The organism is Mycobacterium sp. 20KCMC460 (assembly GCF_022179425.1).
Classification (GTDB): Bacteria; Actinomycetota; Actinomycetes; order Mycobacteriales; family Mycobacteriaceae; genus Mycobacterium; species Mycobacterium kiyosense.
Genome location: NZ_AP025525.1, coordinates 106643 through 132954 on the forward strand (window position 1 = coordinate 106643; position 26312 = coordinate 132954).

Below are 26312 nucleotides of genomic sequence, written 5' to 3' on the forward strand. Positions count from 1 at the left end.
CACGTCTACCGCCAGGTGGCGCAACACAACTGGTGGCCGGCAACGCATCCAGCGAGAACAACAGCCACGTGCTGGACTGGAAGGTCCGTGCCACACCCCACGAAGACGGAAGCTACCGATTTGAAGGCACCAAGCACTTCACCAGCGGCGCCACGGATTCAGACCTGCTGCTCGTCTTTGGAGTAGTTCAAGACGCGTCAGCGCAGCAGGGATCGATCATCACCGCGGTGATCCCGACCGACCGAGCCGGCGTCACAGTCAACGACGACTGGGACGCCCTGGGCATGCGTCGCACCGACAGTGGCACCGTGGAGTTTCACGACGTGGAGGTGCGCGCTGACGAGGTTCTCGGGGGCCCCAACGCCATCATCAATGACTTCTTCCAGTTCCAGCCCGCCAGCCTGTTCGGGCCACTGGTCCAGCTGAGCTTCGCCAACGTCTACCTTGGGATCGCGCAGGGGGCGCTCGACGCCGCGCGCGACTACACCCGAACCCAAGCCCGCCCGTGGACACCAGCCGGTGTCACCCAGGCGGTCGAGGATCCCTACGTCGTGCGCGCCTACGGCGAAATGGGCATTGCCTACCAAGGCGCGGACGCCGCCGCGCGAGACGCCGCGCGACTGTTGCAAACCGTCTGGGACAAAGGCCGACAACTGACCGCCGAGGATCGCGGTGAGCTCATGGTCCGCGTGTCCGGCGTTAAGGCGTTGACCTCACAGGTCGCCCTCGACATCACCAGCCGCATCTTCGAGGTCATCGGAGCCCGCGGCACACACCCCCCGGTACGGATTCGACCGATTCTGGAGAAACATCCGCACCCATACCCTGCACGACCCGGTCTCCTACAAGATCGCCGAAGTCGGCAACTACATACTCAACGGCCGCTACCCGGTGCCCGGCTTCACGTCATAGCCACGTTCGGGTGGGGAGAAGGCTCGCTCCCCACCTGAAACGAATAGTCGGCCTGTGACAATCGATTCTATGCGGTGGCAGCTGAATCGGTTGGCGCCACGCCGGTTTCGGCGTGAACTCCCGAATTCCGTTGCGGGAGTTCGGAAAGTGGGTCATGCAGCGACCTGCGCAGGTTGGCCAGCAGCCGCAGCCCGGCCGGTGTCATGGTGAACCCTCGCCACCCGGCCGAGGCGCGATCGAGCACCGCCCACACCAGCTTCAGACAGGAAACCTCGCCGGGCAGCCGACCGATGACCTTGACCCGGCGGCGGGTCTCACCGAACGTCCGCTCGATGAAATTGGAGTGCCGCACCCGGGTCCAGTGCTCACGCGGGAACCGCAGGTAGGCCGTCAGCGAGTCACGGTCGCTGAGCAGACACCGCACCGCTGCCGGATAGGAGTCGCGCCAACGCCTTTCGAACACGTCGAGCCGCTTCTGCACATACCCGACCGCGTCGGGGCCGGGCTCGATCGTGTCGGGCACCTCGAAGATCGACCAGTAGTCGGCCTTGACCTCCGCTTGGGCGTTCTTGGGCACCTTGGCCAACACGTTTCTGGCGCGATGCACCAGACACCGCTGCCGCAGCGCCGCGCCCATGGTGCGCTCGACCGCGCCGATCAACCCGGCCGCACCGTCGCTGACCACCAGCAGCGGACACGCCAACCCACGCTCACCGAGCCCGGTCAAAAACCCCTCCCACGCGTCACCGGACTCGCTTGAAGCGGCCTTCAGCCCGACGAACACCGGGTTGCCGTCGGTGTCGATACCCCACGCGGCCAGCACCGGGTCGGCCGACGCGTTGGCGTGGTATTTGAAGTGGCTGCCGTCGAGGAACAGGTAATCCAGCTCGATGTCGTCGAGCCGGCGAGCGCTCCAGGCCTCGAACTGGTCGCGGATGTCTTCGCAGATGCGCGACACCGTCGATTTCGACACCGCGGCGGTCTCGCCGAGCGCCTCGGTCAAGGTGGCCTGCACATCGCGTGTCGACAGTCCGCGCACGAACCCGGCGATCACCAGCGACTCCAGCGCGTTGGTCTTGGTCACCCCCTTACCGAACAACTGGGAGGCGAAGCGCTCGGCGGTGCCGCGCACCTTCGGCCGCTCCAGCGTCACCGGGCCGGCGGTGGTTTTCACCGTGGTCGGGCAGTACCCGTTGCGCATCCCGGCGCGGGCGCCCGCACTGCCTGCGGCCCGCTCATAGCGGTCCCGGCCCAAAAACGCGGTCACCTCGGCCTCGATCGCGGCCTGCAACAGCAACCGGGCGCCGAGCACCGCGACCTGCTCGATCGCACCCGCCAGGTCCTCGCCGCCGGCGAACACCTCATCAATTTCTGCCTGCAACCGCTGCGCAGGCGATATCCTCTTCGACACGGACGTGGGTTCCTTCCTTCAGACTTGCTGGTCTTCGAGGGAACCTACGTCCGAACCCTTTTACACCGCTGGAGGGACACAACCCCATCCCGGGCATCCCGGGCATTCCACTCTGGCTCGGCATACCGGGCATCCCGGGCATCCCGGGCATTCCACTCTGGCTCGGCATACCGGGCATTCCGGGCATGCCGCTCTGGCTCGGCATCCCGGGCATCGTCGACGAAGGGGACATGCCGCCCGGCGTCGTGGGCTGTCCCCACTGGTTCAGCCACGTCTGCATCTGTTGAATTTCCGGTCCCTGCGCAGCCTTGATCTGGTTGGCCAGGTCGACGACGCGAGGATCGATGCCCTGCTTACCCAGGATGATGTCGCTCATTTGGATGGCTTGCTGATGGTGGGCAATCATGTGCTGGGCAAACATGACGTCATGATCGTTGTGCGCCTGCGTGCCCGCCGGGGAACTCGACACGCTCGACGAGCCGGCCGTCGTGGTACCGGATCCGGCCTGATTGCCGGAGTTGCCGCATGCTGTCAAGGTCAGCAGCGCCACGACTGCAGCCGCAGCAGCGGAGGCGGTCAGTGATCGTTGCACCATCACTATGACTTCCTTTCGAGAATCAAGTGCAGGGTCGGTTTCGCATACCTATACGGGTAAACGGTAGCAGGCGCGGGAGGGGCGACTCGGAGAGCGACGGTGTTGGAATGCATTCGGGCACCAACACTGTTGTCGGCGGCGTCCGTGTTCCGGCGCCGGCTCGCCAAGGGCCTTCTTCAAAATCCGGTGTCACGGCCAGCGGGCCCGCGGCTGCGACCATCATGTCACTGCGTCCGGCGCCCGGCCGGGTGAGAGGATACTTGCCGTTGTGTTGCGGCACACGCTATTTGGCGGCCGAATGGACGCCTGATCTGACTGCACGGCCCGAGGTCTCTTCAACTCCGGGACGACCCATCAGTCGATCCTCAACGGCGCTAGTGTCCGCCGCCACCGTGCCCACCGCCGCCATTGCCGCCGCCACGATGTCCCCCGCCTCCGTTTCCTCCGCCGCCGCCGGGCCCAAAAGGACCATGCCCGCCGCCGGGGTTAAAAGAGTCGTGGCAGTGGTTCCAGTCCCAGTTCGACCCCCAGAAGGGGTTCCAGTACGCCCCAGGGCACCATTGGTCGGTCGGGAATGTTCCCGGCTGTGCCTCAGCGATGGCACCACTGCCAAATCCGAACGTGCCCAAACTCGCTGTGATTGCAACGGCAGCCGCAGCAATTGTCGTCTTCCGTTTCATGGTTCAGCAATACCCGCGGTGTCAGACCGCCAAACAGTGGCACGGCAAAAGCAGTTGCCTATGCGGCCATGAGAATGGTTGTGAGAGCGGATCGGAGTCCATCTCGTGTGACGGGTTCGGCGGTGTGCACACGCGCTCTATCGCCACATGCCGACGGGTAGCGCCGCCTCGAGAGCCGCCAAGGTGGGTGCCAGGACCGGTAGGCCGGTCAAGTGGCTGGCCGTTGAGCCAGGATCTTTGAGCCCGGTCGACGTCGACAGCAGCACGACGCTCTCGTCAGCACCGATCCAACCTCGGGCAGCGAGCTGCTGAGCGGCAAGGACCGTCAACACCGACGCGCCTTCTGCGTAGATGCCTTCGCTCGACGCCAATTCGAGTTGCATACGAGTGATCGCGTCATCGCTCGGTTCTGCTACGGCCGTTCCGTTGGTGGCCCTGATTGCGTCCAATCCCTGATAGGTGGCCACCCGCGCAGCGACCGAGAATGCGGTTGACGGTCGAGTGGGGACGGTGGGCTGATGTCCGGGTGGGGCTTGGAGCCCGTGGGCATAGGCACCGAACGGGTCCACCGCGACCAACCTGGGCATGCGGGTACTGAGACCGAGACCAACCAGATCAGCAAAACCCCGGCGAATACCGGCCAACCCGTCACCGTAGGCCGTCGGGACGACGACAACGTCGGGCGCTTCCCCGAGTTGTCGCCACAGCTCGTAGGCGATCGTCTTGTATCCCTCCACCCCGAACGGGTTGGAACCGATCGGCGGCGTTACTGCCCCGGATATCGGCGTCCAGCCGAACGCCTCGACCGCTTGTCGCAGCACCGACCACCGATCCGGGCCGTTCTCATAAGCGACGACGCAAGCGCCGTAGGCGCGGATGAGAATGCTCATCTCGCGCGGCACCGACGACAGCGTGAGAACCACGCACCGAAGCCCTGCCGCGGCTGCGTAGGCGGCCACCGCTGCGCCGTGGTTTCCGGTCGACGAAACGATGACGGTCGAAGCTCCCAAAGCAACCGCCTTGGTGACGGCCGCCGCCGCCAGCCTGTCCTTAAATGACCACGTCGGATTGCGGGCTTCGTCTTTGAGCATGAGCCTGTGTAGTCCAAGCCGGGACCCTAGCCGTTTCAACGGAACGAGGGGCGTCTGACCTTCACCCAAGGTCACCGGAGCGTCCTCTGGCGCCAGTGGCAGCAAATCGCGGTATGCGAAGATTCCTGCCTGGGACGCCTTCCATGGCAGAGGGCCCGCCTTGATCGCATAGACCGGGGTCAGATTCACTCCAATGCCGGCGCGTGCACAGCGCGAACATCCGAAGGCGGCTCTATCTTCCGGTGCTTCCTCGCCACAGCGGGGGCACCGGAGCAATCCGAGATACCGGGCGTTCATGTCGGGGTCGGCTGCTCAGCGTCAGCTCCGTCTTACCAGTTCGGTTTGAAGGTGCGCAGCCGGAGGCTGTTGGTCAGCACGAATACCGAGGAGAACGCCATAGCCGCACCCGCCAGCATGGGGTTGAGCAGGCCGGCGGCTGCCAGCGGCAAAGCGGCGATGTTGTAGGCGAATGCCCAGAACAGGTTGCCTTTGATCGTCGCCAACGTCTTACGCGAGAGCTCGATGGCGGCGGGCACCGAGCGCAGGTCTCCGCTGACCAGTGTCAGATCGCTGGCCTCGATCGCGACGTCGGTGCCGGTCCCCATCGCAAGCCCCAAATCGGCCTGCGCCAGGGCCGCGGCGTCGTTGACACCGTCACCGACCATGGCCACAACTTTGCCCTCGGCCTGCAGCCGCCGTACAACTTCCACCTTGTCCTGCGGCAGCACTTCGGCGATGACCTGGTCGATGCCCACCTGCCCGGCGATCGCACGGGCCGCGTCCGTGTTGTCGCCAGTCAGCATGATCGGGGTCAGCCCCAGCGCTCGCAGCCGCTCGACGGCCTCGTGCGACGTCGGCTTGACCGAATCCGCCACCACCAGGATTCCCCTGGCCGTGTCGTCCCAGCTGACCACGACCGCGGTCTTGCCTTCCGACTCGGCCTGACCCAACGACCCAGTGAGGCTGTCCGGTAGCTGCTGCGAGCGATCCGCCAGGAGTCGCCGGCCCACGGTCACAGCGTGACTCTCGACGATTCCCTGCACGCCCAACCCTTCCCGGTTGGCGAAACCCTCGACGGTGGGTAACTGGCCGATTTTCTCACGGGCTGCCCGGGCGATCGCCCTGCCGATCGGGTGCTCGGAAGAGTCCTCCAGCGCGCCCGCCAACCGCAGCACCTCAGCGGATTGTTCATCGCGCGCAGCGATCACGTCCAGCAGGGCCATGTTGCCGGTGGTGACGGTACCGGTCTTGTCGAGCACGATGGTGTCGATTCGCCGTGTCGACTCCAGCACCTCGGGTCCCTTGATCAAAATCCCGAGTTGGGCCCCACGGCCGGTGCCGACCATCAAGGCGGTCGGCGTGGCCAGACCCAGGGCACACGGGCATGCGATGATCAGCACCGCCACCGCCGCAGTGAAAGCTGCGGCGATGGATCCGGTTGTCGCGACCCAGAACCCAAGTGTCGCCAGCGACAACGCGAGCACGATCGGCACGAAGATTCCCGATATGCGATCGGCCAACCGCTGCGCCTGCGCTTTGCCCGATTGCGCCTCTTCAACCAGCCTCGCCATCTGCGCCAACTGAGTATCTGCACCGATCCGGTTGGCGCGCACCACTATTCGCCCGCCGACGTTGACGGTGGCGCCCACAACCTGATCTCCGGGGCTTACTTCAACCGGCACCGACTCCCCGGTGAGCATAGAGGCATCCACCGCCGAGGAGCCCTCGATCACCAGGCCATCGGTAGCCACCTTCTCACCAGGGCGTACGACGAATTCGTCACCAACAGCGAGCTGCTCAATCGGGATGCGGTGCTCGACACCGTCTCTGCGCACCGCGACCACCTTGGCGCCGAGCTCTAGCAGCGCCCGCAGCGCCGCACCGGCCCGCCGCTTGGAGCGGACCTCGAAAAACCGGCCGGCAAGGATGAAGGTGGTGACGCCTGCGGCGGCCTCCAGATAAATGTTGCTGGTGCCATCGCTACGGGAGATCGTCAGCTCGAATTGGTGCCTCATGCCCGCCATACCGGCGGTGCCCCAGAACAACGCGTAGACCGACCAACCCAAGGCGGCGATCGTGCCCATCGAGATCAGCGTGTCCATGGTGGCGGTGTGGTGCCGCAAATTCACCCAGGCGGCCTTGTGGAACGGTAGCCCTCCCCACACCACCACCGGCGCGGCCAGCGTCAGCGAGAGCCACTGCCAATTGACGAACTGCAGGGCGGGCACCATGGCCATCGCAAGCACCGGCACGGTCAACACCAGTGAAACCAGCAGGCGTTGCCTTATCGCTGCGGCCGGATCGGTTTCTGCGACCGGCGGGGAAGCCTCGTGGTTCATAGCCGGTGAAACCTGCTTGGGCGCTTCCGCGGTATAGCCCGCCTGCTCCACCGTCGTCACCAACTGATCGGGTGAGACGTTGCCGAGGTAGTCGACGTGGGCCCGCTCGGTGGCATAGTTGACCGAGGCGCTGACGCCCTCGATCTTGTTGAGCTTCTTCTCAATCCGGGCCGCGCACGAGGCACACGTCATCCCACCGATCCGCAGCTCAAGATGCCGGGTGGTTTCCGTGGCGGAGTCCATGATTTTCCTTCAGTTGAATCAGTTGAAGTGGTACGGGCTGTTTCAGCGGACCAGCTGATAGCCGGCCTCTTCCACCGCATTCTTGACCGCATCCAACTCGATCACGCCATCGCTGTCGATGGTCACTTTGCCGCTGCCGAGCTCCACGTCCACTGCCGTGACGTCAGGGATATTGCCGACTTCCTCACGAACGGAGGAAGCGCAGTGCCCGCAGGTCATCCCGGAAACGGTGACGGTCAAGGTGCTCATCGCGGTCTCCAATCTGTAGCTAACGCTTGGTAATCTCTGTCTACCATACCCCCCTAGGGTAATCAACCGTTGATCAAGACGTGCGGCCCGGCTTGCTCCCCAAATCGGTGTCGTGGCTGTGGCATGCGGTAGAACTATCGAATACCCGGTTTTACCGCCCGAATACATGCACCATCGACCCGGCTACGAAGGGACCAGCAGATGCCGGTAGGCAAGTCCGATACCGTGACCGCGCCCGCAACGCCATTCGCGACAGGGACCATCGACCGCTCACTTCACCTGATCATCAACGCAATCGAGTCCAACCCACACACACCCGGCGCAGACGTCGATGTGACTCTGCACCTGCCAGGAGGAACTGTGACGGGTGTCATCGAGCCCTGCTGGCATTTCGACCAGAAGGTTCTTGGCTACCTTCAGACGGTCGGTGCGGACCATAGCCGACAAACCTTCACCGACGGCAACTGTCCGAACTGCCCCAATGGTGGCGAACTTCACGAGTACATGCACCTATCGCGGGTTACCTACCGCCGCAGCAACGGCGAAGTGTATTCACACGACCAGCTCCGCGTGCGGATGTCTGACATCTCGTCCTGGGCCTTCGGTCGTTAGCGCCGACATCCCCTCACCGAGATGGACGGTAAGTCTCCAACTGTCGTCGGCGCCATCGCTTCACCAACTCGCCGATCTCCCCCGGATCATCGGCGATCACGAGCAAGTCGACGTCGGCACCCGACACCAGTCCCGTGTCCAACAGTCGGTCACGAATCCAACGTTCCAACCCGGTCCAGTGGTCCGAACACGCAAGTACGACAGGGAAGTTGCGTATCTTCTGAGTCTGTATCAGCGTCAGGGCCTCGAAAAGCTCGTCAAGCGTTCCGAAGCCGCCCGGAAGAACTACGAACGCCGAGGCATAGCGGACGAACATCAACTTGCGCACGAAGAAGTAATTGAACTGAAGTGAGAGGTCGATGAACGGGTTAGGCCGCTGCTCGTAAGGCAGCTCGATGACAAGGCCTATCGACCGCACACCGGCGTCGCGGGCGCCGCGATTCGCGGCCTCCATGATCCCCGGCCCCCCGCCGGTAATGATGTCGAACCCCAAGCTGCCTAAGTGTGCGGCCAGCGTGCGCGCCATCTTGTAGTGCTGATGATCCGGCGGCGTCCGCGCGGAACCAAAGAACGACACGGCATGGGTGACATCCGCTAGGGCCGCAAAACCATGCGCCACCTCGTCGCGGATCCTGGCGACCCGGCCGGGATCGCTGCCCGACAGCGGCGGAAAGCCCGGCCCCAGGCAGGACAGCAACTCCTCGTCGCATGTCGCGGGGACGCAATTTGATGACTCTTGCATTTGAGCCGATCGTGCCACGGCCAGGACAACAAGGAAACTGATGCGCCCTATACCACTTCGTCTTGTCACCGGTTGGGCTGAGGAGTGATCGCGACCGAATCTCCGTCAGTCGAGAATCTCCGCACTGGCTAAGGGCTGATACGTTATTTGAACGGCCACTGCCTGGCGACGACAGCGCCTGCGGACTAGCGCTGCCGATGGAAGTCATCGACGACTTGGGTTTAGAAGCGGCCGCGACGGTACCGAGTTCGTGCCACCACGACAGACGAGGAGCCGCGATGTATGCGGGTGTGGCGTGGACCCTGGCGGTTGTTGTTGCGGGGCTTGCCAGTGTGTACGGATTGCATCGCTTCAGTGCAATCAGCCCTAACACGTTGACGGTGCTGCCTTTTCAGTCAGGATGGCCACCTGAAGAGCATGCGTTGTCGCGGTATCACGTTCGCTGGTATCTGGCGACGCTGGTGTTTCTCGCCTTCGACGTCGAGATGTTGTTCATGTATCCGTGGGCGCTGGTGGTCATCAAAATGGGCGCGACCGCCATCACCGAAATGTTTGCGTTTCTGACGGTGCTGCTTGTGGCGGTCGCATGGGCTTGGCGCGAGGGCGTCCTGCGGTGGGTCTGACGCGGCAGCTGGCCCGATGCGCAGCACGACGGGCACACGTGCTCATCGTGGAGGCCCCTGGGTCGTGGATGTTGCGCGCACAGACCGAACACCGACTTCGAGTCCGCGGTTGGTGTGTGGCTACATCCCCCGCGGACGCTGACGTGTTAGCGGTCTGCGGTACCCCGGGACCAGAACTGAACGAGGCGATCGAGCGGGTCTGGGACCAGATGCCGGGGCCTCGGGTTCGCATCGACTTGGCTGGTCCCGACGCGGTCGAGTCGGCGCTGCATAGCGCGGGCACGCAGTTGGCGGAGGTCGAGGTGCACCGCCGGGACGCGCGAAAGCGCGCTCAATCTCCGAAGCTGAACGGCAACGACCACGGCGTACACGAGCACCACGTCACCAACCACGGCGAGCACCACCACCACACCATGGACCACGGCGAGCACCAGCACCACGCCACCAACCACGGCGAGCACCACCACCACGCCATGGACCACGGCGAGCAAGAGCATCACGAGCACACCGCCCCCAGTCCGGGCGGGCACGAGCACATGGACCACAGCGCACACCAGCACATGCACCACGGTGGGATGGACATGGCACCGGCTGGGATTGCGCTGGCCGAAAGCGGCGACGACCGTGACGGATTGGAAATGGATGTGCTGCACCTTCGCCTTGGGCCGGTGCTGCGCTACTGGCCCGCGGGGCTGGTGGTGCGGTGCTCGCTACAAGGGGACGTCCTCACCCGAGCCGAAGCGTGGATCGTCGACCGAGAAGTCGGCGAGCAGGTCCCGCCGACCGGACCGAGTACTCACATTGCGGCGCGACATTGTGACCATGTCGTTGATCTGCTGGCACTGGCCGGCTGGCCGGGTGCGGCAGCAAGCGCCCAAAGCGCACGTGACGCGCTGCTCAGCGAGGCGGACATCGGGCACGCCGCTCGCCTGCTGGACACCCTGCACAGCAAGCTCCGGCGCTCACGAACGCTGCGCTGGTCGTTGCGCGACATCGCAACGTTGACGCCCGAGGACTGCGACACTCTCGCGCTGCCGCCGGCCCTGGTCGGCGATTGTTACGACCGCCTCCTCGCGCAGGTCAATGCGGCGCAGCACGCGCTCACGAACGAACGAAGTGGCGTCTCCACAGCTGCAACCACCGTCGTTGACGCATTGCCCGATCTAGTCAGCGGACTGGACGTCGCGGCTGCCCGGCTGGGGATCGCCAGCCTCGGCATCGACACAGCATCGCACCCGGGTCGTCGCGATGGCTGACGTCTCGATCACCACGGTCCCAGGCGGGTGGGCGCTGGGCGGTGTGGCATTGCTGCTGTGCCTCGGCTTCTACGCGGCGACCCTCGACGGCTTGCTTGCCGCCCAAGGCGCCGGGCCGGCTAATGCGGTTTACGAAGTCGCCCGGCTGATGCGACAGCGCCGTCGCACCACCGTGGCCGCCGATGCGTTGCTGTGGCGTGCCGGTGGAGCGGGCCTGATCGTCGCCGCGTCTCTCATGGTGACTGTCGTGCCGTTCGGGCGCTGGACGCTGGCCGACCTCGACGTCGGAGTCATGTGGTTCAACGCCATGGACGTCATGGTGTGGGCACTGGTGTGGCTTGCCGGGTGGGGTCCGAACTCCGCCCATCCTCTGGTCGGCGGCTATCGATTCCTGGCTCATGGGCTCGGCTATGAGATGCCGCTCATGTTCGCGCTGGTTGCGCCGCCCATCGCCGCGCAGAGCCTACGGGTCGCCGATGTGGCCGCCGCGCAACAAGGGCTGTGGTTCGTGGTGTGGATGCCGATCGCGTTCGTCGTCTATTGCCTTGGAGCAGTGGCCTTTTCGGTGTGGGGACCTTTCTCGGCCGCGTTGGGAGTTGATATTGCCGGCGGTGTCAGCGCGGAGCTGTCCGGGGTGGATCGACTCGTATTCCAGGCGGGCCGCTACACCCTCTTGGCTGCCGGTGCGGCGTTCGCGGTGCCGATGTTCCTCGGCGGCGGTGCGGGTCCGCTGTTGCCGGCCTGGCTATGGGTGTTGCTCAAGACCCTCGGCTTGCTGTCGGTGTTCGTGTGGCTGCGCAGGCGGCTTCCGGTGCTGCGACCCGAGAAATTCCTGGAGATCGGGTGGATGGTGCTCTTGCCGCTCACGCTTGTGCAAGACCTCGTCGTGGCCGTCATCGCAGTGAGGAAGTGACTCGCATGATCGTTGACTTTGTGTTCTGGGTCGTCGCCGTGACCGCCGTGCTGACCGGAGCCGCGGTTTTCATCGTCAATTCGATGGCCCGCGCCACCTACGCCCTGGCCGTTTCGTTCATCGCGGTCGGCGTCGCGGTTGTGCTGTTGCAGCAGAACTACATCGGCATCGTCATCATCTTGATGATGGTGATGGAGATGGCAGTGATGGCGGTCTACATGGTGATGTTCATGGGCATGAACCCGGCGCTGATGCCCATGAGCATGGTGCATGACAAGCGACGCGCATTAGCCGCTGCGATCGGAACGTTCGTGGTGCTGGCGTCGGGGATCCTGCTCACCGACTGGCCAGCGCGGCGCGGCGCACCTCCCAAGGATCTGACCTTCGCGCTCGGCGAGGAGTTGATGGGCCCCAGCATGCTGGCCATGTCGGTGATCAGCCCGGTGATGGTCGCGACCATCGTCGCCGGTGTCGTCCTGGCGTCACGACGCAGCCGCTACGACCGGTTCGGCGACGACCTCAAACGCAGGCCCACGAGCGATCCACAACCCGGCGGGTTGGGGCGATGACACTGCAAACCGTTCTGTTGGTAGCCGCGGCGTTGTTCAGCGTCGGCCTTTACGGAGCACTCTCGCAGCAGGTCGTGGTCATGGTGATGATGGGCCTTGAGCTGATGATGAACGCCGTCATCCTGGCGGCCGGCGGCTTTTGGTGGTTTTCGGCACCCGCACCGCCCGGACAGGTGGTGCTGCTGGTGATCATCGCCGCGATGACCGTGGAGATGGCGATGGGATTCGCAGTGGCCACACTGCTGCACCGCGAGCGCCGCACCGACATGACCGATGCGGCCGCCGACTTGGCCGGATGAACGGATGATCTCGACGACGCAGCTGGCCTTGTGGCTACTGGTCTGCGCGCCGGCGGCCTGCGGTGCGGCATTGCTCCTTGCGCGCCGCTGGGATCGGTTCGCGCCTGCGATATCGCTCGCCACGTCAGCGGTAGTGGTCGGGTTGTCGATCGTGGTGGCAATGACTCGTCCCGCTGTAAGCGTCGCTTTCGTGGCTGGTGGGCAGTTCGGGCTGTCCATGGACAGCCTGTCGGCGGTGGTGGTTCCCACCGTCGCGGTGGTCACCCTGCTGGTCCTGGTGTTCGCCGTGGCCGACATCCGCGAAGCCGCAGGCCGATTCCACGGGTTGATGCTGCTTTTCGCCTCGGCCGCCCTACTGACCGCGACCGCCGCCACGTTGCCGGCGCTGCTGTTGGCGTGGGAGGTGATGGGGGCGGCTTCGTATGCGCTGATCGGATTCTGGTGGCGCGATGACTTTCGCATGTCGGCCGGCCTCACCGCGTTCGTGACCACCCGCAGCGCCGACCTCGGGCTCTATCTGGCCGCCGGCGCGGCGCTTGCCGGCGGCGCGGGGCTAGCGTTGGCGGATCTGCCCCACGCAACTACACTGTGGCGCAACACTATTGCGGCTGGGCTGTTCATCGCCGCCTTGGGCAAGGCGGCGCAGCTGCCGTTTTCCTTTTGGCTTTCACGCGCGATGGAGGGCCCCAGCCCCGTTAGCGCACTCCTGCACTCGGCGGCCATGGTGGCCATGGGCGCGTACCTGCTGCTGCGCATCCAGCCGCTGCTGGCAGCGACTGGATGGGCCGCCGAAGTAGCGGCCTGGACCGGCGCCGCAACCGCAGTGTTGCTGGGCGCTGCCGCGGTGGCCCAACGCGACCTCAAACAGTTGCTCGCCGCCTCCACTGCGGCGCAGCTCGGGTTCGTGGTGATGGCAGCAGGAGTGGGTACGGTCAGCGGTGGCGCCGCGCAGCTGGTCGCGCACGCCTTTACCAAGGCCGGGCTCTTCGTTGCCGCCGGCGCCTGGCTCTCGATGCTCGGCACCAAACAGCTTGACAAGCTGCACGGTGTGGCCCGGCGATGGCCGCTGGTCGGCTGGTGCGCCACCGTCGCTGCGGTCGCTCTGGCTGGAGTTGCGCCGCTATCCCTCTGGGCGACAAAGGACGCTGTGCTGGCGGTAGCGCTTGACCACTCGATCGCTCTGTATGCGGTCGGGTTGGTGGCCGTCGCGCTGTCGGCGGCCTATGCGGCGAAGATCCTCGTTGCGGTGTGGGGCGCGGCAGCGCCGGTCGGGGAGCCGAAGTCTCCGAAGCCCAAGGCGCTCAACGCCTTTGTGCAGCTGCCCATTCTTGTGTTAGCAGCTGGTGCCGCCGTGGCAGGGGTACTGGCGTTGCCGCCAATCGCGCCGACGATGAGCCGTGTTCTCGACCACGGGTCGACCGCACACGCCACAGCGCCCGAGTTGGCGGCGTCGGCGGCGTTGGCGCTTCTGGTGGTGGTCACGGTGATGCGCTGGGGGGTCCCAGAGCCGCGATGGGCCGCCGACTGGCTTGGCTTGCAACGGGCCGCCAATGCCGCGGTCGCCCGCCCCACCATGCGGCTGGCTCATGCGCTGGCCCGGTTCGACGACGGCGTTCTCGACCGGGCCGTGAACCGGATCGCCGCCGGTTCGCTGAGAGCCGGCCAATGGGCGGCCCGCACCGATGACCGCCGCGTCGATGCCGCTGTGGAATCGTTGGCGACGCGAACACGTCAGCTCGGGGCGCTGGCGCGCAGACCGCAGACCGGCCAGCTGCACCAGTACTACCTTGTCGCAGCGGTGGTGGTCGTGCTAGGCGTCGTGCTTCTTGTGGCGGTGAGGTGACAGGTGCTCAGTCTGATCGTTTTTATGCCGTTGGCCGCTGCGGCGGGCGTGCTCGCCATACCTAAGTCGGGCGAGTTCGCCGCCCGCTGGGTGTGGGTCGTCCTCACTGCCGTGGATTTGCTGCTGACGCTGCTGGTGTGGGCACGCTATAAGACACCGGCACCGAATGGCCTGGCTTTCGAGGAACGTGCCCGCTGGATCCCGGGAGTCAACAGCAGCTACCACATCGGCGTCGACGGCTTATCGCTACCGCTGGTGGTCATGACCGCAGTGATCTTTCTGGCCTGCGCGATCTATGGTTTGCGCGGCCGAGACCGGCCTCGGTCGCAGGCCGCCCTGTTCCTGTTTCTGCAGAGCGTGAGCCTAGGTCTGTTCGTCGCCGCGGATCTGATCTTGTTCTTCGTGTTCTTCGACCTGTCGATCGTGGCGATGTATTTCGTGATCGCCGGATGGGGCCACGGGGACGCGGCTCGATCGGCGCTGAAGTTCTTCCTCTATACCTTTCTGGGTTCACTGGCGCTGCTCGTCGGCTTCATCGGCCTCTACATCGCCGCCGATCCGCACACCTTCGACATGATCGAACTGGTTGCCGCTGCTCCGCTGACAGGTAGGCCGCTGGCCGGCGGGCTGGTCCTGGCGGCGATTCTGCTCGGGCTGGCGGTCAAGACGCCGACGGTTCCGTTCCACACCTGGCTTCCCCCGGCCCACACCGACGCGCCGGCCACCGGCTCGGCGGTGCTGGCGGGGGTGTTGCTGAAGATGGGCACCTACGGGTTCGTGCGGATCGCGATGCCGATGCTGCCGCAGGCCTGGCGTGCCTGGGCGTGGGTGATCATCGCCGTCGGAGTGGTGTCGGTGCTTTACGGTGCGCTGGTTGCGTTGGCGCAGAACGACTTCAAGCGCATGGTGGCCTACACCTCGGTCAACCACATGGGCTACATCGTGCTGGCCCTCGGCGCCGCCGGTCTGCTCTCGGGCAGCACCGCCGACGCGCGGGCGGTGGCGGTCACCGGAGCGGTCACGCAGATGGTCAGTCACGGTCTGATTACCGGGGCGCTGTTCCTGCTCGCCGGCGTGTTCTACGACCGTGCCGCCAGCTACGAGATGGACTCCTACGGCGGTCTGGCCGAGCCGGCACCGAAATTGGCTGCCTTGTTCGCGCTCGGCGCTTTCGCCTCCCTCGGATTGCCGGGATTTTCCGGCTTCATCGCCGAATTCCAGATCTTCACCGGCAGCATCGCCGCCGCACCTCTCACCGCGGCCGCGCTACCGGGCATCCTGATCACTGCTGCCCTGTTCTTGCGGGCCCTGCAGCGCATCTTCACCGGGGACACTGCAGGCCACTCGCAGGGCTTTCTCGATCTGCACCCATCCGAAATGGGCTCGGCCGGAACGCTACTGACGCTGTCAATTCTGATCGGCATCCTGCCGCGACCTCTGCTGGATCTGATCGAGCCGGCCTCGCGCGCGCTCATCGGGCTGGTCGGGAGATAGCCGGTGAACACCGAGACCGGGATGCGGCCGCTGCTGATGCTGCCAGAGATACTGACATTCGGCGGTGGCCTGCTGGTGCTGATCGGAGGATCATTTCTGCCGCGCAAGCGTCAATGGTGGGCCCGAATCGTCGCAGCCGCAACGCTTATCGGTGTCGTCGTGGTCGCGGCGGTCGGCATGGCGGCACCGGATCAGACCGCGTTCGAGGGGGCCTTGACCGTCGACACCACCACCTCGGTGGCGCGGATCACCGCCGCGATCGGGGTCCTGATGGTTCTGGCGCTAGCCGGCGACGACATCACAGGAACGGCCCGGGAAAGCGAAACCTATGCGCTGCTTCTGTTTTCGACCGCCGGGATCATGGTGCTCGCCGGAACTGACGACCTGCTCGTCCTGGCCACCGGATACCTGCTGGCCAGCATCCCGCTTTACGGACTGATCGGACTGTCGCGCTCGGGCCTGGCGGCCGAGGCAGCGTTGAAGACTTACCTGATCGGCGCCCTGTTCGGGATCACTTTGCTGCTGGGTGTGACCGTCCTGTACGGGATCAGCGGGGCAACCCGCTACAACGAACTCGCCGCCCAATTGCGCGGCGCGCCGGCCGCGGTAGTGGCGACTGGGGTCGTGGCGGTGGTGGCAGGACTGATGTTCGAAGCAGGCGGTGTGCCCGCCCACTTCTGGGTTCCCGACGCCGCCCAAGCTGCCAATGGTGTAGCAGCCGTCTTCTTGACAACGGTCCCCAAGATCGGCGCACTGATTGCGCTGTACCGCGTGGCCACCGTGCTGCCGGGCACGGTTGCGTGGCCACTGCTGATCGCGATATTCGCCGTCGCGAGTATGACTTTGGGCAACTTGGCCGCCTTCGGGCAGCAGGATCCCCGTCGGCTCCTGGGTTGGTCGACGGTAAGCCAAGTCGGCTATCTACTCGTGCCGATCACCGTCGCCGGCCGCAGCGAGCTGGCCCTTCCGTCGCTGCTGTTCTATCTGGTCGGCTACACCATGACGAACAGCGCGGCGTTCGCGGTGAGCACCGCACTGCCCGATCGGCGCGACCTCAAGGCCTACCGTGGCATGGCGCGAGCCCGGCCCTGGCTGGCCGGTGCGCTGGTGGTGGCGCTGCTCGGGCTGGTCGGCACCCCGCCCACCAGTGTCTTCGTCGCAAAACTCACCACCGCCATGGCCGTTTGGGACGGTGGTCTCGCATGGTTGGCCGTGGCGGTGTTCGTCAACAGCCTGCTCAGCCTCTTCTACTATCTGCGTTGGATCGCTCCGGTATTCCAGAAGCCGGAAATGCCAGACGATTTCAACACTGGCAGGTGGTCTGCACGCGCCGCGATTGTCGCGGCAGCACTGAGCTTGGGGCTCGGCATTGCGGCGGGACCACTGTGGGACGTGCTCCCGACGGCACCGCTGCGGTAGCCGATGTCGGCGTCTTAAGCGCTGAGTTTTTGTGGCAACGGACCCGGACGCGCTAAGTCGCGATGGCTACCAGGTGGCGGCCATGCTACCCGCGCTGACCACCGCCGATCTGGGCCTTGCGATGGGCGCTATGGGCACTGACGTGGCCATCGAAACCGCCGACGTCCCGCTCACCGGCGAATACCTGCGCCATCTGCCCTAGCCGCTCAGCCATGCCCGCCGGGCCCAGCGCATCCTGTGACAAAACGTCGGCCTGTCACTCGCCTTGATCACCGCGCCGATCCCGCTGGCGCTTGTCGGGGCCGCTCGCCTGGCCGCGATGGCGCTGGTGCACGAACGAGCCGAGGTCATCGTCATCGCCAACGACGTGCGAGCCGGCCGCAGCTCCGGTTCGCCTGACTTCTGCTGATCGCCCATGACGACAAATGCTTTGTTGCGCAGGGGCAGCACTCCGTCGACCTTTGTTTGTTGATAGCGCGGTTTGGCCGCACAGGCCCGTACCTCCGACGTGTCCGACAGGTACCAACACGTGAGGTACCCGACGGTGAAGGTCAGATCGGAAACAGCGCGGCCAGGAACAAGATCGACATGCCAGCAGCCAACATCGCCTGAACAAGCTGTCCCAGCGAACACTCAGCCGGCTGGTGCTGCCGCCGGTGGAAGTAGCGATAGGTCCACCACAGGGCGGCAACTGCAAAGCCGACGACACCGACCCAATTGGTCGCGCTGAACCACACGGGGTGCCCGTTGCTTCCCGACATGTGCGCCGCATCCATGGCCATCCCCGGCATCATCTCCATGCCCGGCATCGGCGTCGCCGGCTGGGTGCCCAGCAGATGGGGGTCCATGATGGCGTACATCCAAGCCGTCGCCAACATCATCAGCGCGTGATAGCCGTCAAGTGCAACGCGGTCACGAATCGGACCAGCCGCGACAGCGACCGCCACGAACCACACGGCTCCGAGCAGAAAGAACACCGCAGGTCCCGTCGCCGGCAAGCGCACCCCCACGGCCAAGCCATCACCGCCATGCCAACTGCCATGAGCAAATGCCACCCGTGGCTCACGGACAACGTCCACGGCCGGGGTTTTTTTGCGATCGCCCGAGCGCATTCAGCGGCCGAGATCACGAACAGTGCGGTTACTACCCACCGCAGAATGAGGCCATCAATCATGCACGGCGCTCCCGGGAGGCAATGGTTGACGCAGTCTGATACGGATGGAGCAATACGGCACTGTCACGAGTCGCGGCCGAAGCCCCGTAGCCGCAGCGAGTTCGTCACCACGCTTACCGACGACAATCCCATCGCCGCGCCCGCGACGACAGGATTAAGCATGCCCATGGCGGCAAGGGGAATGGCGGCGGTGTTGTAGCCGAACGCCCATCCCAGGTTCTGGTAGATCGTGCGTAGGGTCTGACGGGAGAGTTGAATCGCACGGACGACCCCGTCGAGCTGGCCGGATATCAACGTGATGTCGGAGGCCTCGATGGCTACATCGGTACCGGTGCCGATGGCGATGCCCAGATCCGCTTGCACCAGGGCAGGGGCGTCGTTGACACCGTCGCCGACCATCGCGACTATCCGGCCCTCATCTTGGAGCCGCCGAATCTCGGTGACCTTGTCCTGCGGTAATACCTCGGCCAGCACTCGGTCGATGCCGACCTGATCGGCGATCGCGGCGGCCGTGCGGGCGTTGTCGCCGGTGATCATGGCAACCTGCAGCCCCATGGTGTGCAGCCGACGCACAACGTCGGCGGCGTCGTCTTTGACGGTGTCCGCGACAGCCAGCACACCCACAACCTTCTCGTCGCGGCCGACGAACACTGCGGTGCGGCCCTGCTCTTCTAGATCCTGCGCCGCTGCAGCCAGGTGCTCAGGCAGCAGCAATTCCTCTTGGTCGACGAGCTTGCGCCGCCCGACCACCACCGGCTTGCCGTCGACCTGGGCCCGCACACCGTGTCCAGCGAGGTTGGTGAACTCCGTCGCCGCCGGAATCTGCAATCCGTGCTCCTGCGCAGCAGCGACGATTGCCGCGCCGATCGGGTGTTCGGAACCCGATTCGACCGCGGCGGCGAGCCGCAGGACCAGATTCGGCTGGCGCCGCTTGTCGGCGATGACGTCGGTGAGACGCATCTGGGCGCGGGTGAGGGTGCCGGTTTTGTCGAACACCACGGTGTCGATCTTTTTCGAGGCTTCCAGCACCTCGCCGCCCTTGACCAGGATCCCCATCTCTGCGCCACGGCCGGTGCCGACCGTGATCGCCGTGGGGGTGGCCAGGCCGAGCGCACACGGACAGGCGATGATGAGCACCGCGACGGCAGCGGTCATCCCGGCCACCGGGTTGGCGGCAATCAGCGTCCACCCGGCAAAGGTCGTGGCCGCAACACCGATGACCGCCGGTACGAAAACGGCCGAGACTCGATCGACCAGCCGCTGTACCGGCGCTTTGCCGCCCTGGGCCTGCTCGACCAGGCGCACGATCTGGGCCAGCGCTGTGTCGGCGCCGACAGCAGTGGCGCGCACCGTTAGCAGCCCGTCGGTATTGACGGTGGCCCCGGCAACACGGTCACCCACGGCTTTTTCGACTGGCACGGACTCACCGGTGAGCATCGACTCATCGACGGCAGCGCGCCCGTCGGTGACTTCACCGTCGACCGGGATCTTCTCACCAGGCCGTACTCGCACCAGATCGCCAACTTGAACTTGATCGACTGGGACGAGACGCTCCTCGCCATCCACTAGCAGCCGGGCTTCCTTCGCGCCCATCTCCAGCAACTTGCTGATCGCCTCTGACGCCTTCCCGGTGGCTCTGGCCTCGAAATAGCGGCCCAGCACGACGAACGCGATGATCAACGCCGCGGTGTCGAAGAACAGCGGCCCGCCGGCGAACAACTCATACGTTGAGTAGATGAACGCGGTCAAGGTCCCCAATGCGATCAGCGTGTCCATATTCGCTGTCAGCGCCCGTGTTTGCTGCGCCGCAGCTGTGAGAATTGGCCACCCGGCCAAAAACTGCACGGGCACTGTCGCGGCGAAAGCCAGCCATCCCGCCCACGGATAGGCACGTACCAGCATGGTCGATGCCAACGCCAGCAACCCCAATGGCACGGCCAGCCACACCCTTCGTAACCACTTCCGCCGTTCGCGACCACCGTCCTGGACGGGCGCGGAATGGCAGGCGCTATCTACCGCGGCCTCGTGATCGACGGCGGGCGTTCGACTCAGCAAGCGACGAAGCCCGCCGATGACTTTCTGCACCACTCCGGTCGCACTGCCATCGGCCGAGTGCGGGGCGCGCGCCGGTACTGATTCTGCCGGGATGTGCCGCGCTTCGGCGATCGCCGCCAGAACCAGTTCAGGGTCGCAATGCTCGAGCGAAGACCAGATCACAATCGAAGAGGTGCGGGGATAGGCCTGCACAGCATGCACGCCCGGCACCACGGCGACCGAGTCCTCGATCGCCACGGCTCGCACGTCATCGAACTTGAAACCATTGGTCTGCACGCGCATTCGGCCGCCAGCAGCTGATACGACTCGCAGCGTGAGATCAACGTCAGACAGGGTGTCAGTGGGCATGGTCGCGCGCCCTAGTCCACCACTTTGATCGGCGCACCATCCTCAGCAGAGCGCTCCCGCGCCTCGGCCAGCACGTCGGCGGCCGTCAATCGAGCCTGCTCGGCACTTTTCGCGGCGGTGCGTCCGGCCTTTCGGGCAGCGCTTAAGCCCCATGCAGTCACCGTCACTGTCGCCCGGCGCAACGGAGCCTTGCCGGCCGCCTTGCGCACCCCTTCATACGCCACAGCCCCCACCAGGCCGGTTACCACCGTCGGAACCGCCTTGGCGGCGACTCCGTGCAACGCCATCAACATCTCCCTCACTACCTTTCTATTGTCATGCCATAGGTCTGCGTTCAGTCCAGATCGCGGCTGGCACATTTACGTGCGGACGGCAGCCGGCTTGCCGGTCGGTGAGGGGGTGGTGACCACCTGCCACACGGGCGGCCGAAGGCGGCCACGAAGAATTCCGGTGTTCGTCATTCCACGCCCGCCGCGGTCATGAAGGGTTGGCCGCCGTTCGGTTCGCCGACGGCTGCGCCACTCAACTGCGCTTGCGGACCGGTCAGAGCTGACGTGAATTTCACCGCGTCGATGAGTTCGTCGATGGCGGCTCTCCCGTGCCCATCGAGCACCGCCGTGGAAAAACATGTCTCCAAATGATTGTGGAGCATTATTCGATTTGCCCGCTCTAGCGAGGATTGCACGGCGGAGATCTGCTTCATGACGTCCACGCAGTAGGCATCGGATTCCAGCATCCGAATTATGCCGTCCAGGTGACCCCGCGCCGTCTTCAGGCGATTGAGCGCCGCGCGCTTCTTGGCCGTCAATTCCATGTCAATACGTTCCGCCGAGTGTCACAACCGACACGGTACTCCACCCCACCCGGGGTGGGGAAGGGCATACGTCGACACCGTTGGCGGCGCAGGCGCTCTCAGGACGCAGCTAAGACTCAGAGCTGCGCGGAGGCACAGGCGCACAGCTCCACGTGTTCAGGTCGCAAAAGTCGTCCAGGCGCTGTTGCACAACGCATCACACGGATCGATGGGGCTTCAGCGCCGACCCCTAGTCCACCCTGGCCGAAATTACTCCGGGTGATCATGACTTGCATCGAGCGGACCTAGCACCGGCGGCGCAACCGCGTCATGAGCGCACAAGTCGCGCGATTGCTGCCGACGCTTCGGTGAGCTTGGCGTCGGCTTCGGTCCCTCCAGTTGCGATTGCCTGGGTTATGCAGCTGTCAAGGTGGTCATCGAGGAGGTTCAATGCCACAGATCGCAAAGCACTGCTGGCCGCACTGATTTGCGTCAGGATGTCGATGCAGTACTTGTCCTCGTCGATCATCTTCGCGATGCCGCGGATCTGGCCCTCGACTCTGCGCAGGCGCTTAGCGTAGGCGTCCTTGTTGGCCGCATAGCCGTATGTGGACATTACCTAGCTCCTGCCTCGTGATCGGCTAGTTTCTGATCGCTACCGCGCCGTGATCGCAATCAGCCGCCAAGCCGTCTTTGGTCACAGCATACCCGGTGGGGGTGCCGCCGGTTCGCAACTCACGACTACCTTTGGTGGCATTTGACGCTGGCTCAGGCCAGTCGTCAGGCGGCACGCCCGTTTGCGGTCGAGTCCCATTGACTGGCAATGCCATTGGCATCAGGGATCACCCTCCCCGCCGGTACTTCTCACACCGCTTGCGGTGCAGTACCCCGTGGGGGTACCTTCTTCGGCATGGACGAGGCCCGCAGTTGCACAGGCACCGGGCGCGGCTCCCGGCTCCCGACAGCTCGTCGCCGAAATGTCACAACGCTGGTTAGACCCGCAACATCAGCTTCAGACAACGTGGCGGACAGTATCTGTTCGCGACCTGTGAAGGTTCAACAATAGGAAGGAAGTGTTCAACATGGCCTGGCAGGGACTCCTGGCGAAGGCGGTGCCCACTGTGGTGACCGGGCTGGTCGGTGCCGCGGCGTTTGAAGCCTTGGCGAAGGCGCCCTGGCGGAAAGTGACGGTCGGCGCGACCGCGTTGGGCCTGCGCGCGGCGCGCACGACCGAGCGCAAGACCAAAGCGGGCGCCGAGCGTGCTCGGTTGGCCGTAGCCGACGTACTCGCTGAGGCAGCAGACCGCATCGGAGAACGGGTTGAACCCCCCACGGCGGTAGCGACGACGTCGACCTTGACTCCCAAGCCCGGCAATGCTTGCCACTGACACTCGGGTCGGTCCCGAAACCTGCCTCACGCTGACTGTCGTATCCCAGGGTGGCGGGCGAATGCGTGTGCGCGCCAGCGGTTTTGACTTCAACGACGTCCGGGCCGTAGCGATCGAAGATGCTGTTGCCAAGGTGGCTGGTGTGCAGGCGGCGCGTGCCTACCCGCGATCGGCTTCGGTGGTGATCTGGTATTCGCCGGATGACTGCGACACCGCTGCGGTCTTGTCGGCGATCGCCGAGGCCCAGCGGGTCCCCGCGGAATCCGTCCCCGCCCGCGCCCCACACTCCGCAAATTCCGGCGATCCCGGTGTGGTGCAAAGGATTGCCGGCGGCATCTTCCGGTTGCTCGGACTCTCGACCGGCCCTGCGGCCGAAGAGCCCCTCGGCGAGGGTGGCTGTCATCAGCCAGCGGCTTCGTGTCACGGGGCGCCAGCGGCAGATGCCGAGGGTGAGCAACGCAAGTGGTTGCGCCGCGTGTGGCTGGCCGTGCCGCTGGGGTTGATGTCGATGGCAGCGCCGATGGTGATCGGCGCCTCCTGGGCGGGGTGGTTGGCCTTTGCCGCGACGGTGCCCGTGCAGTTTGTGGCCGGCTGGCCGTTCCTGAGGGGGGCCGTCCAGCAGACGCGAGCGCGCACGGCCAACATGGACACGCTGATCACGCTGGGCACGCTGACGGCGTTCGCGTACTCCACCTACCAACTCTTCGCCGGGGGGCCGCTGTTCTTCGACACCGCGGCTTTGATCATCGCGTTCGTGGTGTTGGGCCGCTATTTCGAGGCCCGAGCGACCGGCAAGACCCGCGAGGCGATCAGCAAACTGCTGGAGATGGGCGCCAAGGAAGCCTGCCTGCTCGTCGACGGTCAAGAGATTCTGGTGCCCGTGGAGCAAGTGCAGGTCGGCGACCTGCTGCTGGTGCGGCCCGGGGAGAAGATACCCGTCGACGGCAAGATCATCGAGGGACGTGCCGCCGTCGATGAGTCGATGCTGACCGGCGAATCCGTCCCGGTAGAGAAATCGGTGGGAGACGGGGTGGCCGGGGCGACCGTCAACATCGACGGGCTGCTGACCGTGCGCGCCACTGCTGTCGGGGCCGACACCGCACTGGCCCGGATTGTGCATCTGGTCGAGCAGGCCCAAGGCGGCAAAGCCCCGGTGCAGCGGTTGGCCGACCAGGTCTCGGCGGTGTTCGTGCCCGCCGTCCTGGGTGTGGCCGCCCTAACGTTTGCCGGCTGGGCGATCCTGGCGGCCAACCCGATCGCGGGGATGACCGCGGCAGTCTCGGTGCTGATCATCGCCTGCCCGTGCGCGCTGGGCCTGGCCACTCCCACCGCGATCATCGTCGGCACCGGCCGCGGCGCGGAGATGGGGATCCTGGTCAAAGGCGGAGAGGTCCTCGAAGCGTCGAAAAAAATCGACACCGTGGTGTTCGACAAGACCGGCACCCTCACCCGCGGCCAGATGCAACTCACCGATGTCATCCCCGACAAGCGACAGAAAGAAGATACGGTGCTGCAGATTGCTGCCGCGGTCGAGTCGGGCTCCGAACATCCCATCGGGGCGGCTATTGTCGCCGGCGCCCGGGAACGCAGCCTCGATATCGAAACGGCCACAGCGTTTACCAACCTGGCCGGCCACGGCGTCCGCGCCCAGGTCAATGGTCAAGCCGTGCTGGTCGGGCGGCGCAAACTGGTCGACGAAAACGAATTGCGTCTCCCCGAATATCTCGCTGCGGCCGCCACCAAACTCGAAGAGCAAGGCCGCACAGCGGTATTCGTCGGCCGCGACGACCAAGTAATCGGCGTGCTGGCGGTCGCTGACACGATCAAAGACGACGCCCGTGACGTAGTGCGTCAGCTGCATGCGATGGGGCTGCAGGTTGCCATGATCACCGGCGACAACGCCCGCACCGCTAACGCCATCGCCAACGAGGTCGGCATCGACCGGGTGCTGGCCGAAGTCCTGCCCGAAGACAAAGTCAACGAGGTCCGCCGACTCCAAGACGAGGGCCGTCTGGTCGCCATGGTCGGCGACGGCGTCAACGATGCTCCGGCACTCGTGCAAGCCGATCTGGGGATCGCGATCGGCACCGGCACCGACGTGGCCATCGAGGCCTCCGACATCACCCTGATGTCCGACCGCCTGGACGGTGTGGTGCGCTCGATCCAACTTTCCCGACAGACCCTGCGCACGATCCACCAGAACCTGGGCTGGGCCTTCGGTTACAACACCGCGGCAATACCCCTGGCGGCATTAGGGCTGCTGAATCCCGTCGTAGCGGGCGCTGCGATGGGGCTGTCCTCGGTGAGCGTGGTCACCAACTCCCTGCGCCTCCGACGCTTCGGCCGCGACCAATGACAGCAGGCTCCTGTCTCGGCGATCCACAATTTCATCAACCACCGCGATTCGAGCGGCTTGCGATCGGATGATCCACGACCTACTGCTGCGCTGGGTCGTCACGGGACTCTTCGCGCTGGGAGCCACTGAATGCGGCTTGCCGCTCCTTTTTAGACGCCTCCCTCTGAGGGCGGCGATCAGCCACGGTCTGCACCTGCTGATGGCCATCTCCATGTCCGTGATGGCGTGGCCATGGGGCGCAAAGGTACCCACTCTCGGCCCCGCCGTGTTCTTCCTGCTGGCAGCTCTGTGGTTTGTCGCGGTAGCCATCACCGCGGTCCGATCGCGCTATCCACGAATGGCCAACGGCTACCACGCGTTGATGATGCTGGCCACGGCGTGGATGTATGTCAGCATGAACAACCCCGTGCACGTTCATTCCCCCCCCTCGCCGATCACTCCGATGCCCGGCATGGACATGGCTGCAATGAACGAACAGGCAAGCAGCGAATCGCCCGCCTTATTCACCGCACTGAACTGGCTCGGGGCGGTCGTCTTCACGATCGCCGCAGCTTTCTGGGTGTCCGCATACTTCGTCGAGCGGCGGCGCACCACCACGCGTTTCGGGCCACTCGGCGATGTCGCGCAGGCGATGACAGCAGCCGCCATGGCGATCTTGTTCGGGGCAACGCTTTTCGCGATCTGAGCAATGCAACACCCCAGCGCGCCGCACTCCGGTCCGATCCACATCTCCGTGCCCCGCTCCGCTTTTACCGCCAGATTTTGGCTGCCGCGACCGGCGGTGAGCAGAAATTTCTTGATATTTCGAGAAATTCACCGTTCGTCGTCCTGCATTTCTGTCACGCCGCAATCGGCCACCTTGGACGCCTCGAACTGTGTTGCATCACAGAACTTGCCCAGATCCCAAT

The 26312-nt window shown here is 65.1% G+C and carries 23 protein-coding genes and 2 pseudogenes; 14 read left to right on the forward strand and 11 right to left on the reverse strand.

The annotated features are described in order from the left end of the window. The first annotated feature begins 32 nt into the window (after positions 1-32). The gene (locus MKCMC460_RS29580; protein ID WP_238306187.1) at positions 33-950 is read left to right on the forward strand and encodes an acyl-CoA dehydrogenase family protein; all 918 of its coding nucleotides are present in this window, start codon (positions 33-35) and stop codon (positions 948-950) included. 29 nt (positions 951-979) lie between these two features. Here the strand turns inward: MKCMC460_RS29580 and MKCMC460_RS29585 are convergent, their stop codons facing one another. The 5 genes from MKCMC460_RS29585 to MKCMC460_RS29605 form a co-directional block, all read right to left on the reverse strand. After that, positions 980-2323 carry an IS256 family transposase gene (locus MKCMC460_RS29585; protein WP_238306188.1) on the reverse strand — a complete coding sequence of 448 codons (1344 nt, stop codon included), beginning with the start codon at positions 2321-2323 and terminating at the stop codon, positions 980-982. Further along, complete coding sequence (locus MKCMC460_RS29590) at positions 2277-2918, reverse strand: DUF305 domain-containing protein (protein ID WP_238306251.1); 642 nt, start codon at positions 2916-2918, stop codon at positions 2277-2279. Before MKCMC460_RS29590 ends, MKCMC460_RS29585 begins: the two co-directional genes overlap by 47 nt. Before the next feature lie 817 nt (positions 2919-3735). Beyond that, entirely contained in the window at positions 3736-4986 is a 1251-nt protein-coding gene (locus MKCMC460_RS29595) for a pyridoxal-phosphate dependent enzyme (RefSeq protein WP_238306189.1), read from the reverse strand. Between the two features lie 32 nt (positions 4987-5018). Beyond that, complete coding sequence (locus tag MKCMC460_RS29600; protein WP_238306190.1) at positions 5019-7271, reverse strand: cation-translocating P-type ATPase; 2253 nt, start codon at positions 7269-7271, stop codon at positions 5019-5021. A gap of 42 nt (positions 7272-7313) precedes the next feature. Next, on the reverse strand, positions 7314-7520 hold the full coding sequence (locus tag MKCMC460_RS29605; protein WP_238306191.1) for a heavy-metal-associated domain-containing protein: 207 nt from the start codon (positions 7518-7520) through the stop codon (positions 7314-7316). A 201-nt stretch (positions 7521-7721) separates the two neighbouring features. On the opposite strand from MKCMC460_RS29605, the gene MKCMC460_RS29610 reads away from it, so the two are divergent. Continuing rightward, positions 7722-8132 (forward strand): hypothetical protein, encoded by a 411-nt coding sequence (locus MKCMC460_RS29610; protein ID WP_238306193.1) that lies wholly within the window; start codon positions 7722-7724, stop codon positions 8130-8132. A 13-nt stretch (positions 8133-8145) separates the two neighbouring features. On the opposite strand, the gene MKCMC460_RS29615 is transcribed toward MKCMC460_RS29610, so the two are convergent. Then, the gene (locus MKCMC460_RS29615; protein ID WP_238306194.1) at positions 8146-8892 is read right to left on the reverse strand and encodes a TIGR00730 family Rossman fold protein; all 747 of its coding nucleotides are present in this window, start codon (positions 8890-8892) and stop codon (positions 8146-8148) included. Positions 8893-9152: 260 nt separating this feature from the next. Between MKCMC460_RS29615 and MKCMC460_RS29620 the strand changes: the two genes are divergently transcribed. From MKCMC460_RS29620 to MKCMC460_RS29660, 9 genes and pseudogenes are all read left to right on the forward strand, one after another. After that, the gene (locus tag MKCMC460_RS29620; protein WP_264890987.1) at positions 9153-9497 is read left to right on the forward strand and encodes an NADH-quinone oxidoreductase subunit A; all 345 of its coding nucleotides are present in this window, start codon (positions 9153-9155) and stop codon (positions 9495-9497) included. A 116-nt stretch (positions 9498-9613) separates the two neighbouring features. Then, positions 9614-10753 carry a hypothetical protein gene (locus MKCMC460_RS29625; protein ID WP_238306195.1) on the forward strand — a complete coding sequence of 380 codons (1140 nt, stop codon included), beginning with the start codon at positions 9614-9616 and terminating at the stop codon, positions 10751-10753. Continuing rightward, the gene (locus MKCMC460_RS29630; protein WP_238306196.1) at positions 10746-11666 is read left to right on the forward strand and encodes a complex I subunit 1 family protein; all 921 of its coding nucleotides are present in this window, start codon (positions 10746-10748) and stop codon (positions 11664-11666) included. Before MKCMC460_RS29625 ends, MKCMC460_RS29630 begins: the two co-directional genes overlap by 8 nt. A gap of 5 nt (positions 11667-11671) precedes the next feature. Next, on the forward strand, positions 11672-12235 hold the full coding sequence (locus MKCMC460_RS29635) for an NADH-quinone oxidoreductase subunit J (protein WP_238306197.1): 564 nt from the start codon (positions 11672-11674) through the stop codon (positions 12233-12235). Then, the gene (locus tag MKCMC460_RS29640) at positions 12232-12534 is read left to right on the forward strand and encodes an NADH-quinone oxidoreductase subunit K (protein ID WP_238306198.1); all 303 of its coding nucleotides are present in this window, start codon (positions 12232-12234) and stop codon (positions 12532-12534) included. Before MKCMC460_RS29635 ends, MKCMC460_RS29640 begins: the two co-directional genes overlap by 4 nt. Before the next feature lie 4 nt (positions 12535-12538). Next, positions 12539-14377, forward strand: a complete 1839-nt coding sequence (locus tag MKCMC460_RS29645) for a proton-conducting transporter membrane subunit (RefSeq protein WP_238306199.1) — start codon at positions 12539-12541, stop codon at positions 14375-14377. A gap of 3 nt (positions 14378-14380) precedes the next feature. Then, positions 14381-15871: a NuoM family protein gene (locus MKCMC460_RS29650; RefSeq protein ID WP_238306200.1), complete on the forward strand. Its 1491-nt coding sequence runs from the start codon at positions 14381-14383 to the stop codon at positions 15869-15871. Positions 15872-15892: 21 nt separating this feature from the next. Then, positions 15893-17290, forward strand: coding sequence for an NADH-quinone oxidoreductase subunit N (locus MKCMC460_RS29655; protein WP_238306253.1), 1398 nt, complete (start codon positions 15893-15895; stop codon positions 17288-17290). A 43-nt stretch (positions 17291-17333) separates the two neighbouring features. After that, a pseudogene (locus tag MKCMC460_RS29660) lies at positions 17334-17699 on the forward strand (cation-transporting P-type ATPase); the annotation flags it as partial. Positions 17700-17841: 142 nt separating this feature from the next. On the opposite strand, the pseudogene MKCMC460_RS29665 reads toward MKCMC460_RS29660, so the two are convergent. From MKCMC460_RS29665 to MKCMC460_RS29685, 5 genes and pseudogenes are all read right to left on the reverse strand, one after another. Next, positions 17842-18464, reverse strand: a pseudogene (locus tag MKCMC460_RS29665) (DUF5134 domain-containing protein). Between the two features lie 63 nt (positions 18465-18527). After that, positions 18528-20801: a copper-translocating P-type ATPase gene (locus tag MKCMC460_RS29670; RefSeq protein WP_238306255.1), complete on the reverse strand. Its 2274-nt coding sequence runs from the start codon at positions 20799-20801 to the stop codon at positions 18528-18530. A 77-nt stretch (positions 20802-20878) separates the two neighbouring features. Continuing rightward, complete coding sequence (locus MKCMC460_RS29675; RefSeq protein ID WP_238306201.1) at positions 20879-21154, reverse strand: DUF1490 family protein; 276 nt, start codon at positions 21152-21154, stop codon at positions 20879-20881. 170 nt (positions 21155-21324) lie between these two features. After that, entirely contained in the window at positions 21325-21687 is a 363-nt protein-coding gene (gene csoR, locus MKCMC460_RS29680; RefSeq protein WP_238306256.1) for a copper-sensing transcriptional repressor CsoR, read from the reverse strand. Positions 21688-21988: 301 nt separating this feature from the next. Further along, positions 21989-22276, reverse strand: a complete 288-nt coding sequence (locus tag MKCMC460_RS29685) for a metal-sensitive transcriptional regulator (protein WP_084023276.1) — start codon at positions 22274-22276, stop codon at positions 21989-21991. A gap of 466 nt (positions 22277-22742) precedes the next feature. On the opposite strand from MKCMC460_RS29685, the gene MKCMC460_RS29690 reads away from it, so the two are divergent. The 3 genes from MKCMC460_RS29690 to MKCMC460_RS29700 all read left to right on the forward strand — a co-directional run bounded on the left by MKCMC460_RS29690 (position 22743) and on the right by MKCMC460_RS29700 (position 26089). Beyond that, the gene (locus tag MKCMC460_RS29690; protein WP_238306202.1) at positions 22743-23048 is read left to right on the forward strand and encodes a DUF1490 family protein; all 306 of its coding nucleotides are present in this window, start codon (positions 22743-22745) and stop codon (positions 23046-23048) included. A 61-nt stretch (positions 23049-23109) separates the two neighbouring features. Continuing rightward, entirely contained in the window at positions 23110-25404 is a 2295-nt protein-coding gene (locus MKCMC460_RS29695; protein WP_238306203.1) for a copper-translocating P-type ATPase, read from the forward strand. Between the two features lie 67 nt (positions 25405-25471). Further along, positions 25472-26089 carry a DUF5134 domain-containing protein gene (locus MKCMC460_RS29700; protein WP_238306204.1) on the forward strand — a complete coding sequence of 206 codons (618 nt, stop codon included), beginning with the start codon at positions 25472-25474 and terminating at the stop codon, positions 26087-26089. The last annotated feature ends 223 nt before the right edge of the window (positions 26090-26312 follow it).

Excerpts from the sequence above, each read along its gene's own strand:
- MKCMC460_RS29590 (WP_238306251.1), bottom strand. The coding sequence starts at position 2,918 with ATGGTGCAACGATCACTGACCGCCTCCGCTGCTGCGGCTGCAGTCGTG.
- MKCMC460_RS29595 (WP_238306189.1), bottom strand. The coding sequence starts at position 4,986 with ATGAACGCCCGGTATCTCGGATTGCTCCGGTGCCCCCGCTGTGGCGAG.
- MKCMC460_RS29600 (WP_238306190.1), bottom strand. The coding sequence starts at position 7,271 with ATGGACTCCGCCACGGAAACCACCCGGCATCTTGAGCTGCGGATCGGT.
- MKCMC460_RS29605 (WP_238306191.1), bottom strand. The coding sequence starts at position 7,520 with ATGAGCACCTTGACCGTCACCGTTTCCGGGATGACCTGCGGGCACTGC.
- MKCMC460_RS29610 (WP_238306193.1), top strand. The coding sequence starts at position 7,722 with ATGCCGGTAGGCAAGTCCGATACCGTGACCGCGCCCGCAACGCCATTC.
- MKCMC460_RS29620 (WP_264890987.1), top strand. The coding sequence starts at position 9,153 with ATGTATGCGGGTGTGGCGTGGACCCTGGCGGTTGTTGTTGCGGGGCTT.
- MKCMC460_RS29630 (WP_238306196.1), top strand. The coding sequence starts at position 10,746 with ATGGCTGACGTCTCGATCACCACGGTCCCAGGCGGGTGGGCGCTGGGC.
- MKCMC460_RS29635 (WP_238306197.1), top strand. The coding sequence starts at position 11,672 with ATGATCGTTGACTTTGTGTTCTGGGTCGTCGCCGTGACCGCCGTGCTG.
- MKCMC460_RS29640 (WP_238306198.1), top strand. The coding sequence starts at position 12,232 with ATGACACTGCAAACCGTTCTGTTGGTAGCCGCGGCGTTGTTCAGCGTC.
- MKCMC460_RS29645 (WP_238306199.1), top strand. The coding sequence starts at position 12,539 with ATGATCTCGACGACGCAGCTGGCCTTGTGGCTACTGGTCTGCGCGCCG.
- MKCMC460_RS29655 (WP_238306253.1), top strand. The coding sequence starts at position 15,893 with ATGCGGCCGCTGCTGATGCTGCCAGAGATACTGACATTCGGCGGTGGC.
- MKCMC460_RS29670 (WP_238306255.1), bottom strand. The coding sequence starts at position 20,801 with ATGCGCGTGCAGACCAATGGTTTCAAGTTCGATGACGTGCGAGCCGTG.
- MKCMC460_RS29675 (WP_238306201.1), bottom strand. The coding sequence starts at position 21,154 with ATGGCGTTGCACGGAGTCGCCGCCAAGGCGGTTCCGACGGTGGTAACC.
- MKCMC460_RS29685 (WP_084023276.1), bottom strand. The coding sequence starts at position 22,276 with ATGTCCACATACGGCTATGCGGCCAACAAGGACGCCTACGCTAAGCGC.
- MKCMC460_RS29690 (WP_238306202.1), top strand. The coding sequence starts at position 22,743 with ATGGCCTGGCAGGGACTCCTGGCGAAGGCGGTGCCCACTGTGGTGACC.
- MKCMC460_RS29695 (WP_238306203.1), top strand. The coding sequence starts at position 23,110 with ATGCGTGTGCGCGCCAGCGGTTTTGACTTCAACGACGTCCGGGCCGTA.
- MKCMC460_RS29700 (WP_238306204.1), top strand. The coding sequence starts at position 25,472 with ATGATCCACGACCTACTGCTGCGCTGGGTCGTCACGGGACTCTTCGCG.